This is a genomic window from Streptomyces sp. PR69 (genome assembly GCF_026420845.1).
Taxonomy (GTDB): Bacteria; Actinomycetota; Actinomycetes; order Streptomycetales; family Streptomycetaceae; genus Streptomyces.
Genome location: NZ_JAOWCB010000013.1, coordinates 63,587 through 80,895, shown reverse-complemented (window position 1 = coordinate 80,895; position 17,309 = coordinate 63,587). Strand labels below are relative to the sequence as shown.

Here is a 17,309-nt window from a genome sequence, read left to right as displayed (position 1 = left end):
TTAGTGGAAAAAGCGAGGTGTTGACGATCGTCAACACCCAGCAGCAACCGAAACAGGAAGGAGGCGAGTACATGGGAAAACGAAAGAGGAACAACAAGAGCCCGCGCGACAAGCGCGAACGGCGTTTGGTGGTGCGCGGGATACGCAGAGACCCCCCTGACCTAAACAAATTGGGTCGTGCACTCCTGAGTTTGGCTCAGGCCGAGGCCGAGCGTCAGGCCCAGGAGCAGCACAACGCCGGCCAGGAGGTTGACCAGCCGAACGCGCAAGAGCCGGATACGCAAGGAGGTGGCACGGGTGGCGAACAACGCGAATGAGGTAGTGGCGTTCGCCCGGCTGCATTTTCGCCGTCCGCTTACCGAGGCGGCGGTCGCAGCTTTCGTGACACGGCTGGTAGTGGAGCCCATGCGGGCGCCGGTCGTGCTGGAGGTGCGGGCTGACGCGCACGGGGTGCGCCACCTGCTCGGCGCTCGTCCCGTCGACCTGCCACGAGTAGGCCGGCTGTTCACGGATCTGCTGCCGGGCACCGTGTTGACGCCGCTGGGCGCGGCTGAACAACGTGTCACGGTCACCATGGCCGCACGCGTGCGGTTGCGGCCCCCTTCTCTGCCGCTGCGTACCGATGCAGCCGAGGTGACGACGCGCGCACTGCTGTCGGCCTTGGCCGCCCCGCTGGGCAACGGCGAGGCGATGGCCGTGCAGTTCGTACTCGGCCCTCGCCGTAGGCCGCGCAGTGTGCCCAAGGAGGTCGCCGATCCGGAGACACCTCTGCTGCACCTGCTGACCTCGGGAGTACGCCCGGCCAGCATGGAGATTCGCAACCGGCTGCGCGAGCGCGCCGAACAGCCCGGACGGGCGTTGACCATCAGGCTCGGCGTTGCCAGCCCGGAACGGGAGCGGCGGAGCTGGTTCATGACCTCGCTGCTCACCTCGTTGAAGATAGCCCAAGGAACCGGCGTGCGGCTGGAGTTGGTACGTGACTCGGTTGCCCGGCTGAACGTGGGTCGTCGCCCGTGGCGGTGGCCGTTCGGCCTTGGAGTGTCCGAGCTCGTGGGCCTCCTGGGCTGGCCGCTCGGCGAGGATGACCTTCCCGGACTGCCGCCGCTGCATCCCCTTCCGCTGCGGGCAGCGGCCAATGTCCACGACGGACCCCGTGTCTTCGCACGCAGTGCCGCGCCTGGTGACGACCGCCGCTTGGGTATCTCGCCGAAGGACCAGACTTACCACGGAGTCGCGTACGGGCCGTCAGGTTCTGGGAAGACCACGGCGCTGCTGCATCTCATCTTGGCGGACATCGAGGCCCGTCGGCCGGTCGTGGTGCTTGATCCAAAACAGCAACTCATCGACGACATCCTCGCCCGCCTGCCCGAGTACCGGGTGCGCGACGTGGTGGAGCTGAACGCCGCCGATGAACACCCGGTCGGCTTCAACCCCCTGGACGTCGGCCGAGACCCCGATGTGGTGGTCGACGGCATCCTGGCCGTCTTCGAGGCGGTGTTCGCCCAAGGGTGGGGCGCTCGTACGGCAGACATTTTCTCGGCAGGCTTGCGCACGCTGGCGCGCACCAGCAGCCCGGACGCGCCCGCGACCTTGGTGGATCTGCCCCGGCTGTTCAGCGACACCGAGTTCCGACGCTCGCGCATTGGCCAGGTACGCGGCGACGTTGCCCTGGCCGGGTTCTGGGCCTGGTACGAGGGACAGTCCCCCGGCGCGCAGGCTGCGGCAATCGCTCCGGGAATGAACAAATTGCGGCAATTCTTGCTGCGGCCGGCGGTGGTGCGGATGCTCGATCAGCGTGGCGCGGGCTTCCGACTGCGCAACGTCTTCAGGGACAACAAGGTCGTTCTTTGCCCGCTCAATGAGGGACTCATCGGCCCAGGAACGGCCGGGCTGCTCGGCAGCCTCGTCATCGCGGAGGTCTGGCAGGCCACTCAGGAGCGGGCAAACGAGCCCGGTTCTGTGCGGCGGCCGGGCGTGGTCTACGTCGATGAGGCGCCGCGGTTCCTCAACTTGCCGGTGTCACTTGCCGATGCGCTGGCGGTGTCGCGCTCGCTGGGCGTGGGGTGGTTCCTGGCCGCGCAGTTCCGGGAACAGTTCCCGCCCGCGCTGCGCAGTGCCGTGGACAGCAACGCCCGTTCCAAGCTCGTGTTCGCCACCGAGTACGACGACGCGCGCGACACGGCCAGGCTGGCGCCGGAGCTGGAGCCCGAGGACTTCATGGCTCTGCCGCGCTTCTACGCCTACGCCAACCTCGTAGCCGACGGTGCACCCTCCGGCTGGGCGTTGGTCAAGACACTGCCGCCACCACCCGCCACGGCCGATGTAGCGGCGATGCGGGCTGCGGTACACCGCAACCACGCGACCCCGACCCGACCCGTGAACACCCCAGCACCAACGCCAACATCGCCAACGCCCACACCGACGCCACAGATCGGCCGTAGGCGGCGACGCCGAGGAGGGCGGTCATGAGGCGTCCGGTCTGCACGCATCCGCCAATACCTCCCCGTGTCTTCGGCCGACTCCTCGCCCATGTCTTCGCGTCGAGCGAGCGCAACGGTTCCCCCAGGTCATACCGGCCTTCATCGGTTGTTCGGGATGGGACTGACTGCCCGTCTGGTTGTCCATCCCGCATCCCGGACGGCGGCCACCTGGTCGGAGGCCGTCATGCCTAGGGAACGAGTCGCCGACCTGCTGACACACCTGTCCGACCGTGACCGGGCCGTGCTGGATTCGCTGCGCGAACTTCGACTGTTGACCACCGAGCTACTGAGGCGACTGCACTTCACCCACGACCAACCAACATTTGAGGGCAAGCGACACGCGACCGAGGCCGCCGCGAGCGTGGCGACGATGCGCGTGCTCAGCCGATTGGAGGCGCGCGGCTTGGTGGCCCGGCTGAAGCGGCGCATCGGAGGTGTACGCGCTGGATCGTCGGGGATCGTCTGGCAGCTCGGCGCCACGGGTGAGCGGCTGCTGAGAGTGCTACATGGCGAGGAGAAGCGGCGACGATACATCGAGCCTTCGGCGTTGTTCGTGGATCACACGTTGGCCGTGGCCGAGGCGGCTGTCCAGCTCCGAGAGCTTGACCGTCGGGGCGCGGTGGAGCTGATGACCTTGGAGCCGGAACCGGCCTGCTGGCGCTCGTTCCTTGCCCCGCATGGTGCCCGGTCGTGGCTGAAGCCGGATCTATTCGCCATCACCGCGAGCGGAGATTTTGAGGATCACTGGTTTATTGAGGTGGACCGTGCGACCGAACATCCGGGCGTAGTGGTGCGGAAAGCCGGGGTGTACCAGCGGTACGCGATGAGCGGGGCGCATCAAGCGGAGTTTGGTTTGTTTCCGGCGGTGCTGTGGGTGGTGCCGGATGAGCGGCGGAAGCGGGTCATTGCTGCGGCGTTGGATGGTGAGCGGGGCTTGCAACGTGAACTTTTCCGGGCGATTACCGAGGAGCAGTTTCGGGACACGATCACGAACGCTGGCAACGATGGATCGCAAGGCGGGGCGTGAATCAGGAGGAGGACATCTTTAATTCCTTGCTGTTGCTATCGCCGAAACATGGGAACTCCGGAGTGTAGTCATGGAATTACCCTGGGAATTTAGGGGTAACGGAGGTAAAATAGGACGGCAAATTAACGGAGGCCGAGAATAATGACGGAAGAGCAGGCAAGGGGTTTAGGGGAATATGTAAAGCGACTTCGTAAGAGCAAGGAGTGGGGTGTTCGCGAATTGGCGCGACGGGCCGGGATTGATCCGGCAGTGGTGTTGCGCCTGGAGTCGGGCCATGCCCGCCAGCCCGAGATCGGCACACTGTCGTCCCTGGCCAGCGCCCTGGAGATACCCCTTGTGGACATGCTTGCCGAGGCCGGACAGACCACAGCATGTGGCGTGCCGTGCATCCGGGCTCATCTGCGGAAGTGCTACGGCCATCTGCCTGAATCGGTGATTCGGGAGGTGGAGGAACGTGTGCATCGAGCGGCGTCAGAAAACGACGGCGCCTAACAAGACCTACCCCCACAACAAACATAACCAAGAGCAAGAGAAAGGGGCAGCATGGACAGGAACTACACAATGACAGCCAGTGCCGACCCAGCGAAGACGGCCGTTGCCTATCTTCGCGTCTCGACCAAAGAACAGGCGCAAAAGGGTGGCCAGGCCGAGGGATTCTCTATCCCTGCGCAGCGTGAGGCGCTGCGCCGCAAGGCGGAAAGTCTCGGTGCGGTTATCGTCACCGAGTTCGTGGACGCCGGGGAGTCGGCCAAGTCCGCTGACCGTCCCGACCTTCAGCGGATGCTGAAGTATCTGGCAGAAAACCAAGTCGACTACGTCCTCGTCCACAAGATCGACCGGTTGGCAAGGAATCGGGTCGACGACATCGAGATCACCATGGCCATCAAGAAGGCCGGGGCGACCCTGGTGTCGGCGACCGAGAACATCGACGAGACGCCATCGGGCATGCTGCTGCACGGCATCATGTCGTCCATCGCCGAGTTCTACTCCCGCAACCTGGCCACCGAAGTACACAAGGGCATGTCGCAGAAGGCCAAGGGCGGCGGTACGCCCGGACGGGCGCCGCTCGGCTACCGCAACATTGGACGTTTCACGCTTGAGGGGCGCGAGGAGCGCACTGTCGAGCCCGACCCGGAACGGGCCGAGCTGATCACGTGGGCCTTCGTGGCCTTCGCTACCGGCGAGTGGACGCTGCGGTCCATGGCCGAAGAGCTGGAGCTACGGGGACTCACCACCAGGCGGACACCCAAGCTCGCCGCTCGACCGGTGCGGCCGAACATCCTGCACAACATCCTGACCAACCCCTACTACAAGGGCGAGGTCGTCTACCGGGGCGTTGCCCACCAGGGCAGGCACCAGCCGCTCATTGACCCGGTCACCTGGCAGAAGGTGCAGGACGTCCTCGCCTCCCACCTGGTCGGCGAGAAGCAGCGCGAACACCGGCACTACCTCAAGTCGAGTGTGTTCTGCGGTACCTGCGGCAGCCGGCTGATCATCACCATGGCCAAGAACCGTCACGGCACGACCTACCCGTACTTCGTGTGTCTGGGGCGCCACCAGAAGATCACCGCCTGCACACGCAAGGCACTGCTCGTCGGCAAGGTCGAGAGGTTGGTCGAGAACTACTGGGCAACTGTGCAGCTTGAGTCAGGGCTGCGCGATGCGCTGGAGGAAGGCGTACGTCAGGCGCTCGCCTCTCGTCGCGAGGACGCCGAGCGAGAGCGTCGTCTGCTGAAGAGTGAGAAGTTCAAGCTCACCGCACAACGGCAGAAGCTGGTCGAGGCGATCTACAGCGGCGCCGTGCCGATGGAGCTCATCGCTACCGAACAGCAGCGGCTCGGGAGCCGACTGGCGACTGTGGAGGAACGGCTCAATGCGTCCATGGCCGAGACCGAGAAGATCGAAGCGAACCTGGCTGCGGCGCTCGACCTGACCCGGGACTGCCAAACGGCGTACCTGACAGCTCCGCCGCAGGTGCGACGGCTCTTCAACCAGGCGTTCTTCACGCACCTCATGATCGATGAGGAGGGCGAGGTGCAGCATGCCTACGCCGAGCCGTTCGCGGTGCTGCTGGACGAGGGTGTACGTAGCGCCGGGCAAGCGATCCGGCAGGACCCAGAGGGCGGCGGGGCTGCGCTGACAGAGGCCCTGGAGCGGGCGCTCAAAGCCCGCGCCCATGAGAAAGCCCCCAGGGCGTTGAACGCCGCTGGAGGCTTGTCGTCTGTACCCTCGGCCCCCTTGCGGGGTGCCGAGGGTTCGAATGTGTCTGCTTTGGTGCCCCCGGCAGGATTCGAACCTGCGACACCGGCTTTAGGAGAGCCGTGCTCTATCCCCTGAGCTACGGAGGCGGGGCGGCGTCGCCCATGGGCTGATCCGCCGCGGACAGTGTAGCGGGTGGGGTGGTGGGGGCTGTCGGCTTATCCGTTTTCGGCGGCGCTTGACGGAGGGGTGGGGTCCGCATAGCGTCGCCGGGATGTGAGCGGGCGCTTAGCGCCGGGGTGGAGGGAGCAGGCGGCCGTGGGCGAGGAGGGGCTGGTGGCGGACGGGGCGCCGTTCGCCGTGGTGCGTGGGGAGAGCGGCGCGCTGGAGTACGCCGCGGGGCCGCGGACGCTGCGGGAGTTCGTCGAGGGGGTGTGGGCCTTCGGGGAGCGGCCGTTTCTGGTCGGGGCCGGGCGGAGCTATGGCTACCGGGAGTTCTTCACGGCCGCCTCCGCGCTTGCGCGGCGGCTCGTCGAGGTGCACGGGCTGCGGCCAGGTGAGCGGGCCGTCGTCGCGATGCGCAATCACCCCGAGTGGCAGATCGCCTTCTGGGCCGCCCAGTTGGCGGGGCTCGTCGCCGTGCCGCTCAACGCGTGGTGGACCGAGGACGAGATGGCGTACGCCCTGGACGACTGCGAGCCGGGGGTGCTGCTCGTGGACGGGGAGCGGTATCCGCGGATCGCCGCCTGGAGCCGGAGGCGGGGGACGCTGGTCGTCGTGTTCCACCCGGAAGGTCCCGGAGAGGAGTACGGGAAGGAGTACGGGGGCGAGGGCGTGGAACTGTATGCGGAGCCGTGCCCGGAGCTGCCCGTCGCCCCGCCCGCCGTCGAGGTGCGGCCCGAGGATGACGCCACGATCATGTACACCTCCGGGACCACCGGGCGGCCCAAGGGCGCCGTCGCCACCCAGTTCGCCCAGGCCGGGGCCGCCGTCCATCCGCGGTACTTCGCCGCCGCGTCCGCGCTCGCCCGGGGCGCGGTCCCGGGGCAGGGGCCCGCGCCGGTGGTGCTGATGACGTTCCCGTTCTTCCATGCGGCCGCCTTCACCACGCTGTATTCGACGATGGCGGCCGGCGGCAGCCTGGTGCTCATGCGCAAGTGGGACGCCGAGCAGGCCCTCGCACTGATCGACCGCTGCCGGGTGACCCACTACGCGGGCGTCCCCACCACCGCGCTCCAGCTGCTGGACGCCGCCGAGCGGGCCGGTCACGGGCTGGACACGCTCACCAACCTCGGCACCGGCGGGGCCGCGCCGCCCGCCACGCTCGTAGGGCGGCTGACCGAGCGCCACGGCCGCCGCGTCGAACCCCGCAACGGCTACGGGCTGACCGAGACCGGCGGGGGCGTCCTGGCGAACTTCGGCGACGCCTACCGATCCGACCCGGCCGGGGCCGGACGCCCCGCGCCCGCAGTCGAGGCGCGGATCGTCGGGCGGGACGGCCGCGAACTGCCCGACGGCGAGACCGGCGAACTGCATCTGCGCGGCCAGTCGCTGGTGCGCGGCTACTGGCGTGACGAGGAGGCGACGGCCCGGGCGTTCACGCCGGACGGCTGGTTCAGGACCGGGGACCTCGCCGTGCTGCGGGAGGGCCGGGTCACCGTCGTCGACCGGATCAAGGACATGGTGGTGCGCGGCGGCGAGAACGTGTACTGCGCCGAGGTCGAGTCCGCCCTTCACGACCACCCCGCTGTCCTCGACGCCGCCGTCCTCGGCGTGCCGCACCCGGTCCTCGGCGAGGAGGTCGCCGCCGTCGTCCGGCTGCGGCCGGAGGCCGCCGCGGTCACCGCCGATGATCTGCGGGCGCATGCCGCCCGGGGTCTCGCCGCCTTCAAGGTGCCCGTCCATGTGCGGATGCAGCGGGCGGAGCTGCCGCGCAATCCGACGGGGAAGGTCCTCAAGGGGGAGCTGCGCGGGCTGTTCGCCGCGGCCGGAGAGGCTCCGGAGATCGGAGAGGCTCTGGAGGTCAGGAGCGGGTGATGCGCACCCGGTAGGCCCCGGCCCGGTCCCCTTCGAGCTCCTCCAGCACGGAGATCCGCACCCCGTGCTCCTCGTCCAGGAAGAACTCGCCCGGCCGGTACGGGGCGTCGGACAGCTCCGCGTGCACATTGGGCCGCCGGGTGCAGCCTCCGCTGTCGCGCCTGCTGTCGGACACCGTCACCGGCCCCTGCCCGGTGTCCACATCGGACCGTACGCGGTAGATCAGCACCCCCGGCTCGCACACCGCCTCGTCGTTTCCCGCCCGGGTGCGCACCTCCACCGCGTACCCCGAGGTCTCGTCCAGCGGCACGACCGCCAGCTTGGGCCCGCCCGCGAGGGCAAGCGGCGTCAGCGTGTGCTCGGTGGAGCCGGGGGCGGCCGCACAGCTGATCTGGTCGCTGTCCAGCCAGCCCAGCTTCCACTTGTGCCAGCCCAGCAGATCGTTGTTGGCCCCCCAGTCCTCGGACATGATGTCCCAGTGGCCGACCGCGCCCCCGCCCTCCGCGGTGTAGAGGTCGGGCAGGCCGAAGACATGCCCGTTCTCATGGGGCAGAACCCGGTAGCCGGTCTCCGCGTACGACCCCGAGCCGTCGTCCTGGCGGCTGTAGACGAAGGACGTGTTGGCGAGCGGCACCCCGTCGGCGGTCGGGGCCTCGTGGTTGCCGGAGAAGGTCACGGACAGCACGGTGTCCAGCGCCGAGGGGCCGGCGTTCGGGGTCACCAGTATGTTGACCAGGTCGTATACGCTGAAGTCCACATGGCGGTCGGCCGTGGCGACGATGTCCTCGACCAGCCTGCGGTACCCCGGCTCGTAGGGGGAGCCGCGCTCTATCCCGTACGACGCGAACGGCGCGGGCATCCGCAGCCAGTCTGCGACCGGGGCGTCCGGCCGATAGCTGAGCCGCCCGTATGAGCTGGTGGAGAACCAGTCGGAGGTCTGCGGGAAGAATTCCGCGAGCCGGTCGAGCGCGCTGCCCACGCCGACCGCGTCCGGGAAGTCGATCATCAGATTGAGGGCGCGGACCTCGCCTGTGGAGCGGGAGTAGCCGGGTGGGGTGGGCAGCCCTTCCGACATCTGCACCCCGATCGCGGACGGGAGGCGGCACGGTCCGAGACCTGCGGCGTCCCGGTCGGCGACCGGACCGGCGGAGACGCCGCGGGTGGTGGCGGGGAGGGTGGCGCTCGCCGTGGTGAGGGCGGCCAGGGTGAGGGCGGCGAGGCCGGCGAGTGCGCGGTGCCGCCTGGTGCGGCGGCGGTCTGCGGGGCTGTGGCGGTCTGCGGGGCTGCGGCGAGCTGTGTGGCTGCCGCGGGCAGCGGGGCTGCTGTGGGATCTGCGTATCCGGTGGCGTCTGTGCTGCATACGTCCGCCTTCGGGTCCGCGGCAGCCGGCCGGCCCTGGCTGCGCTCCGTGGGCTCAGCCTCGGCGGGGGGACGGCGGGGCGCGCGCCGGGTGGGCCGATCGTGGGGTTCGGAGCGGGCTCCGCCAGTCGAGTGACTCAGGTCACATCAATCGCGGGAAATAACCGGGGATCGTTTCCCCGTTTACACCCGTGTCCGCAAGAAGCGGGGAGCTGGTCCCCGGTTCGTATCGCAGCGAGGGGCGTGGGAACGCATGGGAGCCGTGAAGTCCGGCACGGCGGCCGGGTCCGCCGGGGTTGCGGGGTCCGCCGGGGTCGCGGGGGTTGCGGGGTCCGCAGGGTCCGCCGAGGCCGCGGGGGCCGCCGGGGTCGCCGGGTCCGCGGGGGCCGGCGGCATGTCCGCCGGCGGCGCGTCCGGGCGCCGGGAGTCCGGAGGCCAGACGTCCGCGCGTCGCATCCCCCGCCCACGGGCCGACGCCCTGCGCAACCGGGAGCGGATCGTCGCCGCCGCACGCGAGATGTTCGTCGAACACGGTCCCGACGTGCCGCTCGATGAGATCGCCCGCCGCGCCGGAGTCGGCAACGCCACCCTCTACCGGCACTTCCCCGACCGCGCCGCCCTCATCCTCGACGTCGTCGTCGCCGTGCTGGACCGCGTCTCCCGGCAGGCGGAGGCGGCGACAGCGGAGGAGGCCGACCCCTTCGCCGCCGTACGGCGCTTTGTGCACACGGCGGCCGACGAGCGCATCGGCGCGCTCTGTCCGATGCTCTCCGGGGCCTTCGACACCGCTCACCCCGATCTGGACGCCGGGCGGGAGCGGCTTGAAGCGGCCGTACAGAGCCTCGTCGAACGCGCCCAGTCCGCGGGCCGGATGCGCGGCGACGTCGCCGTCGGCGATCTGATGGTGGCGCTGTCCCAGCTCACCAGGCCCCTGCCGGGCACCGCCTGCCCGAACATGGACCGCTTCGTCCACCGCCATCTCCAGCTCTTCGTGGACGGCCTCGAAGCGCCCGCCCGCTCCGAACTTCCCGGCGTCGCCGCGACGTTGGCCGATCTGCGGAGCACCTCGTGAGCCACTGACCCTTTTATTCGCTTTCCTGTGCGGCGTCAGGGAGCCATCGTGTAACTCAGGACCCCTAGTGCCTGACCTTCCTCAAACTTCCCAACTTCCTTATCTGTCACAGGGTTAGCACCCTTTTTGTGTCCTTTCCGATCCCTAGGTGGCCACACTCATGCCGAAAGCGCCCGACATATCCCGCCCCGACATATCCCGGCCCGACGTTTCTCTTCCCGATCCCAGCCGGTGGAAGGCACTGGTCTTCATCGCGCTCGCCCAGCTGATGGTGGTGCTCGACGCGACGATCGTGAACATCGCGCTCCCCACCGCCCAGCATGACCTGGGCATCTCCGACGCCAACCGCCAGTGGGTCATCACCGCCTACGCCCTCGCCTTCGGCGGTCTGCTGCTCTTCGGCGGCCGCGTCGCCGACCTGTGGGGCCGTAAGCGCACCTTCGTCGTGGGCTTGCTCGGCTTCGCCGCCGCCTCGGCGCTCGGCGGCGCGGCCACCGGCGAGGCGATGATGCTCGGGGCCCGAGCCCTCCAGGGCGTTTTCGGCGCGCTGCTCGCGCCTGCCGCGCTCTCCCTGCTCGCGGTGACGTTCACCGACGCCAAGGAGCGCGCCAAGGCCTTCGGCATCTACGGTGCGATCGCGGGCGGCGGCGGGGCCGTCGGTCTGATTCTCGGCGGCTTCCTCACCGAGTATCTGAACTGGCGCTGGACTTTCTTCGTCAACATCCCCTTCGCGGTGGTCGCGGCCGTCGGCGCGTACTTCGTCATCCGTGAGCCCGCCGGGGCGCGTAACCGCTCGTCCCTCGACATCCCCGGCGTCGTGCTGTCCACCCTCGGCCTGGTGGCCCTGGTGTACGGCTTCACCCGCGCCGAATCCTCTGGCTGGACGGACGGCGTGACCATCGCGATGTTCATCGCCTCCGTCGTGCTGCTCGCCGGCTTCGTCGCCACCGAGGCCGTGGTCAAGTCGCCGCTGCTGCCGCTGCGCGTGCTGGCCGAACGCAACCGCGGCGGCGTCTATCTGTCGCTGGGCCTCGCCATCATCGCGATGTTCGGGCTCTTCCTCTTCCTGACCTTCTACCTCCAGGTCGTGAAGGGCTACTCCCCGGTGGCGACGGGCTTCGCCTTCCTGCCGATGATCGCGGGCATGATCGTGGGCTCGACGCAGATCGGCGCCCGGCTGATGACCCGCGTCCCGCCGCGGCTGCTCATGGGGCCCGGCTTCCTGGCCGCGTCCCTCGGCATGCTGATGCTGACCCAGCTGGAGATCGGCTCCTCGTACGCCGGGCTGATCCTGCCCGCGCAGCTGCTCCTCGGCCTGGGCATGGGTACGGCCTTCATGCCGGCGATGTCGCTGGCCACACATGGAGTCAAGCCGTCGGACGCAGGCGTCGCCTCCGCGATGGTGAACACCTCGCAGCAGGTGGGCGGGGCCATCGGCACGGCGCTGCTGAACACCATCGCCGCCTCGGCCACGACCTCGTATATCGCCTCGCACGCGGCGGGGGCGACGGACGCGCGGCTGCTGGAGCTCCAGGGCATGGTGCACGGCTTCTCAACCGCCATCTGGTGGGCCGTGGGCATTCTGGTGCTCTCCGCGGCCATCGCCTTCGCGCTGATCAACACCGGACGGCAGGGCGGGGAGGGCGCAGCGGCCGCGGACGGCGTCGAGCAGGACGAGGTCCCGGTGCCGGTCGCCGCGCACTGAGGCGCATTGTGCGCTGAGGCGCATGCTGAGGCGCATACGGAATGCGGCGGGGCCCCGCCCGGGTGTGACCGGGCGGGGCCCCCGCCCGCGTCCTCAGGCTTCCCTTCGGCGTCCGTCAGCGCAGCCAGGGCAGATCGGCCGTCGGGTCCTGCGGCTGCAGGCCCTCCGCCAGCACCCGCATGATCTCGCCGAGCTGGGCCGTCTGCTCGGGGGTGAGCCGGTCGAACATCGCCTGCCGCACCGCGTCCACATGCCCGGGAGCGGCACGCTCCAGGACCTCCATGCCCTCGTCCGTCAGCAGGGCGTACTGGCCGCGCTTGTCGGAGGGGCAGTCCTCACGCCGTACCCAGCCGTTCTTCTCCAGCCGGGCGATCGCATGCGAGAGCCGGGACCGGGTGATCTTGGCCTCGATGGCCAGCTCGGTCATCCGACGCCTGCGGCGCGGCGCCTCGGAGAGCTGGACCAGCAGTCCGTAGTAGATATGCGGCATGCCCGCATCACGCTGGAGCTGACGGTCGAGATGGTCCTCGAGAAGGGTGGTGGCATGGAGGTACGCGCGCCAGACGCGCTGCTCTTCATCGCTCAGCCAGCGGGGTGCGGTGTTCATATGCCCACTGTACGAGGCTGTTCTTGAAGGTTTAACAATGCGGAGTCAAAGTCTGGGGTCGGAGTCCGGGGCCGACGTCCCGGGTCAGAGTCCCCGGTCGGGTGCCGGGGCGCTGGGCGAGCCGGGCCCGCCCGGCTCGCGGGGGCGGAGCTCCTTCTCGTACCAGACGACATCCCAGTACGCGCCGAACTTCCGCCCCACCTCGCCGTACCGCCCGGCCTCCTTGAACCCGAAGCGGGTGTGCAGCCGGGTCGACGCCTCGTTCGGCTGGGCGATCCCGGCGTAGGCGCGATGGACGTCCTCGCCCTCCAGAGCCTGGAACAGCGCCTCGTACAGCCGCGTGCCCACACCCCGGCCTGCCGTGTCGGGCGCGCAGTAGACGGAGACCTCCACGGAGGTGGCGTAGGCGGGCTTGGGGCTCAGCGGGCTGCTGGCGGCATAGCCGAGAATCCGCCCAGACCGGACATCCTGAGCAACCAGAAGGCGGTGCGGGCCGTCTTCAGGGTGGGAGTGCAGCCACGGGCGGCGCTGCTCGGGGGTGAGAGGGACCGTGTCGAATGTGACGGCCGTCTCGCTCACGTAGTGGTTGTAGAGCTCGACGAGTGCTTCGAGGTCGGTCTCCGTGCCCGCCCTGACCTGCACTTCCGCGCGGTCCTGCGCCATGTGTCCTCCCCTGGTGGCGGCACAGGGTACTGCATGATCGCGAAAATCAATGCATCGCATGGGAATTCTGTCCGGATTCCAGTCGTTGTTTCCATCGGATGCAGGGCACCCGAAGGGTGTCGCGACCTACAGAGCAAGGGAGCACGCATGGCAACCCGTGCCGTCGCCCGCCGTCAGTCCGAGTCCGCCGAGGCCGGGGCCGACCGGGCAAGCAGCGTTCGCGCAGTGGGCGGGGAGATCGCCGACCGCGACCTGGTCGGCATGTACCTCGACGAGATCGCGCGTACGCCGTTGCTCGACGCCGCCAAAGAGGTCGAGCTTTCCCAGATCATCGAAGCCGGTGTGTATGCCCGGCAGATCCTCGACGGAGAGGTCGAGTCCGACGCCGGCGGCGCGACGCGCGAAGAGCTTCAGGCGCTGGTTGCCGAGGGCGAGCGTGCCAAGGACGTCTTCATCCGGTCCAACCTCCGTCTGGTGGTGGCGGTCGCCCGCCGCTATCCGCGCAGCGGGCTGCCGCTGCTCGACCTGATCCAGGAGGGCAACGCCGGTCTGGTCCGCGCGGTGGAGAAGTTCGACTACACCAAGGGCTTCAAGTTCTCCACGTATGCCACCTGGTGGATCCGCCAGGCGATCACCCGCTCCATCGCGGACCAGTCCCGCACGATCCGGCTCCCCGTCCATCTGGTGGAGGAGCTCGGCCGTATCCGCCGTGTCCAGCGGGAGTTCAACCGGGAGCACGGCCGGGAACCGGAAGCCGTGGAGATAGCGGACGAGCTGGGCTCCACCGCCGAGCGGATCACCGATGTGCTGGACTGGGCCCGCGATCCGGTCAGCCTCAATATGTCGGTGGACGACGCGGGCGAGACGCAGTTCGGCGATCTGCTGGAGGACACCTCGGCGATCTCGCCGGAGCAGTCCGTGCTGTCGCTGCTGCGCAGCGAGGGGCTGGAGGACCTGATCGGCCGGCTCGACCACCGGACGGCCTCGATCATCCGTATGCGGTACGGCATCGAGGACGGCCGTGAGCGGACGCTGACGGAGGTCGGCAAGGAGCATGGTCTGACGCGGGAGAGGATCCGCCAGATCGAGAAGCACGCGCTGCTGGAGCTGAAGAAGCTGGCGCGGGACACGGGGTTTGACGCGGCGGCGTGACGTCTGGCGTCCGCCCCTGCGGACCCACCTGAGCGGACCCCGGCACCTTCCCCCCCCGTGCCGGGGTCCTTTATGCCCTCGGTGCGCAGCGGGGCGGTGTTTCCGCTGCGCACCGCCCTACGCGGCCGCCCCCGCCCGCGTGAGCCGCCCGCCCAGCCGGCGCGCGTACTCCGCCAGACGTTCCGGGCCGTGGACGGTGAACTCGCAGTCGGTCATGGCGAGGCGAAGCGCCACCCACTCCAGCGAGTCCGCCGACCGGGCGCGCAACCGGCAGCTCTGCCCGCCGGTTCCGGCCCCGGTTCCGCCGTCGCCGGTCGCGTCCTCGGGCCGGCCCAGACTGTCCGGCAGCCGTGCCGCCACATACGCGGCCGGGGCCCGGAAGGTCACATCGATCTCGTGCTCCGGCTGCATCCGGGACATGCTGTGGCTCAGCAGCTCCGCCGCGTCGCCCACGGGGGCCTCGCGCGGGGTGAAGCGGGCCCCGGTGGCGAACGGCTCGAAGACCCGGTCGACCCGGAAGGCCCGCCAGTCGTCCCGGCCGAGGTCGTAGGCGACCAGGTACCAGCGCCTCCCCGTCGACACCAGCCGGTACGGCTCGACCTGGCGTTTGGTCTGCGCGCCGTCGCCGGCCCGGTAGCCGAAGCGCAGCCGCTCGCGCGCGGTGACCGTGCCCGCGATGACGGTGAGGGTATGCGGGTCGACGGTCGCGCCGTCGCCGCGGGTGAGCGGGATCGTCGCGGCCTGGAGCGTGGCGACCCGGTGGCGCAGCCGCGACGGGAGCACCTGCTCCAGTTTGGCCAGCGCACGTACGGAGGCTTCCTCGATGCCCTCGATGGCGTGCCCCGCGCCCGCCCGCAGGCCCACCGCGATGGCGACCGCCTCCTCGTCGTCGAGGAGGAGGGGCGGCATGGCGGCGCCGGCCACCAGCCGGTAGCCGCCGACCGCGCCCTTCGTCGCCTCGACGGGATAGCCGAGGTCGCGCAGCCGGTCGATGTCCCGCCGGATGGTGCGCGGGCTGACGCCCAGCCGCTCGGCAAGCTCGCTGCCGGGCCACTCGCGCGGGGTCTGGAGGAGAGACAGCAGATTGAGCAGTCGTGCCGGTGTGTCCGTCATGGCTCTGAGAATGCCCGATATATAGGCCGCGATCTGACCTATATCCCTTCTATCTTCATGACCATGAGTTCACAGCCCTCCTCCACAGCAGCAGCTCAAGGCCCAGCCGCGGACTCCATATCCGCTGAGTCCTCCGCATCCGCTGAGTCCTCCGCATCCGCTGGGTCCTCCGCGTCCGCTGGGTCTTCTGGGTCCTCCGCGGCGGACCGGCGACGCTGGATCGCTCTCGCCGTCGTCATGACCGCGGCCTTTATGGACCTGGTCGACGTCACCATCGTCAATATCGCGATCCCCAGCATCGAACGGGATCTCGGCGCGTCGTTCGGCGCGATCCAGTGGATCACCGCCGGGTATGCGCTCGCCTTCGCCGCAGGGCTGATCACCGGCGGCCGCCTCGGTGACATCTACGGCCGCAAGCGGCTCTTCCTGCTCGGCATCACCGGCTTCACCCTCGCCTCCGCGCTCTGCGGCTTCGCCGCGAACCCGGAGATGCTCGTCGCCTCCAGACTGCTGCAGGGCGCCACCGCGGCCATGATGGTGCCGCAGGTGCTGGCGATCATCCATGTGACCTTCCCGGCGCATGAGCGCGGCAAGGTCTTCGGCATGTTCGGCGCGATCATCGGCCTTGGCGCGGTCTCCGGGCCGCTGCTCGGTGCGCTGCTGACCCAGTGGAATCTCTTCGGGCTTGAGTGGCGGCCGATCTTCCTGATCAATCTGCCGGTGGGCATCGCCGGAATCATCCTGGGCCGCAAGTTCATCAGCGAGTCCCGCGCCCCCAAGGCGCTGCGGCTCGATCTGATCGGAGTCGCCCTGGTCACGCTCGCCCTGCTGATGCTGATCTACCCGCTGACGCGCGGGCGGGAGCTGGACTGGCCGCTGTGGGGCCATATGTGCATGGCAGGCAGCCTGTTGGTGTTCGCGGTGTTCGCCGTGTACGAGAAGTACAAGACGAAGCGAGACGGCTCGCCGCTCGTCGAGCTGTCGCTGTTCCGCGTCAAGAGCTTCGCCGCGGGCATCGCCGTCCAGCTGACCTTCGGCATCGTCTGCGGGATCTTCTTCCTGGTGTGGACGCTGTATATGCAGATCGGCCTCGGCTGGACTCCGCTGCGGGCGGGACTGACCGGGGTGCCCTTCTCCCTCGCGGTCTCCACGGCCGCCGGTGTCTCGGTGCAGAAGCTGGTGCCGCGCTTCGGGCGCAAGGTCCTCCAGGCGGGCGCGATCATCATGGCGACCGGCCTGCTGCTCTACATCTGGGAAGCCGGACGGTACGGCACCGGCATCCACTCCTGGCAGATGATCCTGCCGCTGACGGTCATGGGCGCGGGCATGGGCCTGATCGTCGCCCCGCTGACGGACGCGGTCCTGTCGGAGGTGCCGCGTGAGCACTCGGGCTCGGCGTCCGGGCTGATCAACACCACTATGCAGATGGGCAATGCGCTGGGCCTCGGGCTGGTCTCCGTGGTCTTCTTCGGGGTGATCGACGAAGAGCGGCTGCTGCCGGGGCAGATCGGCACGGCCTTCGCGGAGGCGTTCCAGAACTCCCTGTGGTGGGTGCTCGCCGTGCTCGCCGCCATCTTCCTGCTGATGTTCGCTCTTCCGGCGCGGCCGAAGCAGCATGTGGAGGGCGGGGCGCTGGACGACGACGCCCAGTCTGAGCGCCTGGGCGAGCAGCGGGAGGAGACGCCCGCGCTGGTGCACTGAGACGCCTGCGCGGCGGGTCCGGGGCTCCGCCCCAGACCCCGTTCCACGGGACTCCGCCCCCGGACCCCCGCGCCTCAATCTCCCCCAGCTACCTCCCCCAGACTCCGTCCGGGGGTACCCCCACGGAGGTGCCCCCGGGGGTACCTCCACGGAGGTGGCCCCAGGCGGGGCTGGGTTTCTGGCCCCGAAGGCCA

The 17,309-nt window shown here is 69.3% G+C and carries 14 protein-coding genes, 1 tRNA gene and 1 pseudogene; 10 read left to right on the top strand and 6 right to left on the bottom strand.

Going from position 1 to position 17,309, the window contains the following annotated elements; translation table 11 throughout:
* Positions 1-17: 17 nt before the first annotated feature.
* The 5 genes and pseudogenes from OF819_RS15120 to OF819_RS29250 all read left to right on the top strand — a co-directional run.
* Complete coding sequence (locus OF819_RS15120) at positions 18-317, top strand: hypothetical protein (RefSeq protein ID WP_267244030.1); 300 nt, start codon at positions 18-20, stop codon at positions 315-317.
* The gene (locus OF819_RS15115; RefSeq protein WP_267244029.1) at positions 298-2,469 is read left to right on the top strand and encodes a type IV secretory system conjugative DNA transfer family protein; all 2,172 of its coding nucleotides are present in this window, start codon (positions 298-300) and stop codon (positions 2,467-2,469) included. The genes OF819_RS15120 and OF819_RS15115 overlap by 20 nt, the downstream gene beginning before the upstream one ends.
* Before the next feature lie 195 nt (positions 2,470-2,664).
* Positions 2,665-3,507: a replication-relaxation family protein gene (locus OF819_RS15110; protein WP_267244028.1), complete on the top strand. Its 843-nt coding sequence runs from the start codon at positions 2,665-2,667 to the stop codon at positions 3,505-3,507.
* Positions 3,508-3,648: 141 nt separating this feature from the next.
* Positions 3,649-3,999 (top strand): helix-turn-helix domain-containing protein, encoded by a 351-nt coding sequence (locus tag OF819_RS15105; protein WP_267244027.1) that lies wholly within the window; start codon positions 3,649-3,651, stop codon positions 3,997-3,999.
* A gap of 51 nt (positions 4,000-4,050) precedes the next feature.
* Positions 4,051-5,121, top strand: a pseudogene (locus tag OF819_RS29250) (recombinase family protein); the annotation flags it as partial.
* 33 nt (positions 5,122-5,154) lie between these two features.
* Here OF819_RS29250 and OF819_RS15095 read toward each other — a convergent pair.
* Positions 5,155-5,685 (bottom strand): hypothetical protein, encoded by a 531-nt coding sequence (locus OF819_RS15095; RefSeq protein WP_267244025.1) that lies wholly within the window; start codon positions 5,683-5,685, stop codon positions 5,155-5,157.
* Positions 5,686-5,779: 94 nt separating this feature from the next.
* A tRNA-Arg gene (locus OF819_RS15090) sits at positions 5,780-5,855 on the bottom strand.
* A 169-nt stretch (positions 5,856-6,024) separates the two neighbouring features.
* Between OF819_RS15090 and OF819_RS15085 the strand changes: the two genes are divergently transcribed.
* Positions 6,025-7,743 (top strand): class I adenylate-forming enzyme family protein, encoded by a 1,719-nt coding sequence (locus OF819_RS15085; protein WP_416370540.1) that lies wholly within the window; start codon positions 6,025-6,027, stop codon positions 7,741-7,743.
* Here the strand turns inward: OF819_RS15085 and OF819_RS15080 are convergent.
* On the bottom strand, positions 7,730-9,103 hold the full coding sequence (locus OF819_RS15080) for a M6 family metalloprotease domain-containing protein (RefSeq protein WP_267244024.1): 1,374 nt from the start codon (positions 9,101-9,103) through the stop codon (positions 7,730-7,732). The genes OF819_RS15085 and OF819_RS15080 overlap by 14 nt on opposite strands.
* A 393-nt stretch (positions 9,104-9,496) precedes the next feature.
* On the opposite strand from OF819_RS15080, the gene OF819_RS15075 reads away from it, so the two are divergent.
* Both OF819_RS15075 and OF819_RS15070 read left to right on the top strand, forming a co-directional pair.
* Entirely contained in the window at positions 9,497-10,174 is a 678-nt protein-coding gene (locus tag OF819_RS15075) for a TetR/AcrR family transcriptional regulator (RefSeq protein WP_267244114.1), read from the top strand.
* A 160-nt stretch (positions 10,175-10,334) separates the two neighbouring features.
* Complete coding sequence (locus tag OF819_RS15070) at positions 10,335-11,879, top strand: MFS transporter (protein ID WP_267244023.1); 1,545 nt, start codon at positions 10,335-10,337, stop codon at positions 11,877-11,879.
* Positions 11,880-11,994: 115 nt separating this feature from the next.
* On the opposite strand, the gene OF819_RS15065 is transcribed toward OF819_RS15070, so the two are convergent.
* Positions 11,995-12,486, bottom strand: a complete 492-nt coding sequence (locus tag OF819_RS15065; protein ID WP_267244022.1) for a MarR family winged helix-turn-helix transcriptional regulator — start codon at positions 12,484-12,486, stop codon at positions 11,995-11,997.
* Between the two features lie 84 nt (positions 12,487-12,570).
* Positions 12,571-13,149, bottom strand: coding sequence for a GNAT family N-acetyltransferase (locus tag OF819_RS15060; protein WP_267244021.1), 579 nt, complete (start codon positions 13,147-13,149; stop codon positions 12,571-12,573).
* A gap of 147 nt (positions 13,150-13,296) precedes the next feature.
* Here OF819_RS15060 and OF819_RS15055 point away from each other — a divergent pair, with 147 nt between their 5' ends.
* Positions 13,297-14,301 (top strand): sigma-70 family RNA polymerase sigma factor, encoded by a 1,005-nt coding sequence (locus tag OF819_RS15055; RefSeq protein ID WP_267244020.1) that lies wholly within the window; start codon positions 13,297-13,299, stop codon positions 14,299-14,301.
* 117 nt (positions 14,302-14,418) lie between these two features.
* Here OF819_RS15055 and OF819_RS15050 read toward each other — a convergent pair whose 3' ends face one another.
* On the bottom strand, positions 14,419-15,414 hold the full coding sequence (locus tag OF819_RS15050; RefSeq protein ID WP_267244019.1) for a helix-turn-helix transcriptional regulator: 996 nt from the start codon (positions 15,412-15,414) through the stop codon (positions 14,419-14,421).
* A 237-nt stretch (positions 15,415-15,651) separates the two neighbouring features.
* Between OF819_RS15050 and OF819_RS15045 the strand changes: the two genes are divergently transcribed.
* Entirely contained in the window at positions 15,652-17,115 is a 1,464-nt protein-coding gene (locus OF819_RS15045) for an MFS transporter (protein ID WP_416370544.1), read from the top strand.
* The last annotated feature ends 194 nt before the right edge of the window (positions 17,116-17,309 follow it).

Coding starts and splice junctions, on each gene's coding strand:
- OF819_RS15080 (WP_267244024.1), bottom strand. CDS start 9,103: ATGCAGCACAGACGCCACCGGATACGCAGATCCCACAGCAGCCCCGCT.
- OF819_RS15105 (WP_267244027.1), top strand. CDS start 3,649: ATGACGGAAGAGCAGGCAAGGGGTTTAGGGGAATATGTAAAGCGACTT.
- OF819_RS15065 (WP_267244022.1), bottom strand. CDS start 12,486: ATGAACACCGCACCCCGCTGGCTGAGCGATGAAGAGCAGCGCGTCTGG.
- OF819_RS15060 (WP_267244021.1), bottom strand. CDS start 13,149: ATGGCGCAGGACCGCGCGGAAGTGCAGGTCAGGGCGGGCACGGAGACC.
- OF819_RS15075 (WP_267244114.1), top strand. CDS start 9,497: ATGTCCGCCGGCGGCGCGTCCGGGCGCCGGGAGTCCGGAGGCCAGACG.
- OF819_RS15070 (WP_267244023.1), top strand. CDS start 10,335: ATGCCGAAAGCGCCCGACATATCCCGCCCCGACATATCCCGGCCCGAC.
- OF819_RS15055 (WP_267244020.1), top strand. CDS start 13,297: ATGGCAACCCGTGCCGTCGCCCGCCGTCAGTCCGAGTCCGCCGAGGCC.
- OF819_RS15095 (WP_267244025.1), bottom strand. CDS start 5,685: ATGGGCGCGGGCTTTGAGCGCCCGCTCCAGGGCCTCTGTCAGCGCAGC.
- OF819_RS15110 (WP_267244028.1), top strand. CDS start 2,665: ATGCCTAGGGAACGAGTCGCCGACCTGCTGACACACCTGTCCGACCGT.
- OF819_RS15050 (WP_267244019.1), bottom strand. CDS start 15,414: ATGACGGACACACCGGCACGACTGCTCAATCTGCTGTCTCTCCTCCAG.
- OF819_RS15045 (WP_416370544.1), top strand. CDS start 15,652: ATGACCGCGGCCTTTATGGACCTGGTCGACGTCACCATCGTCAATATC.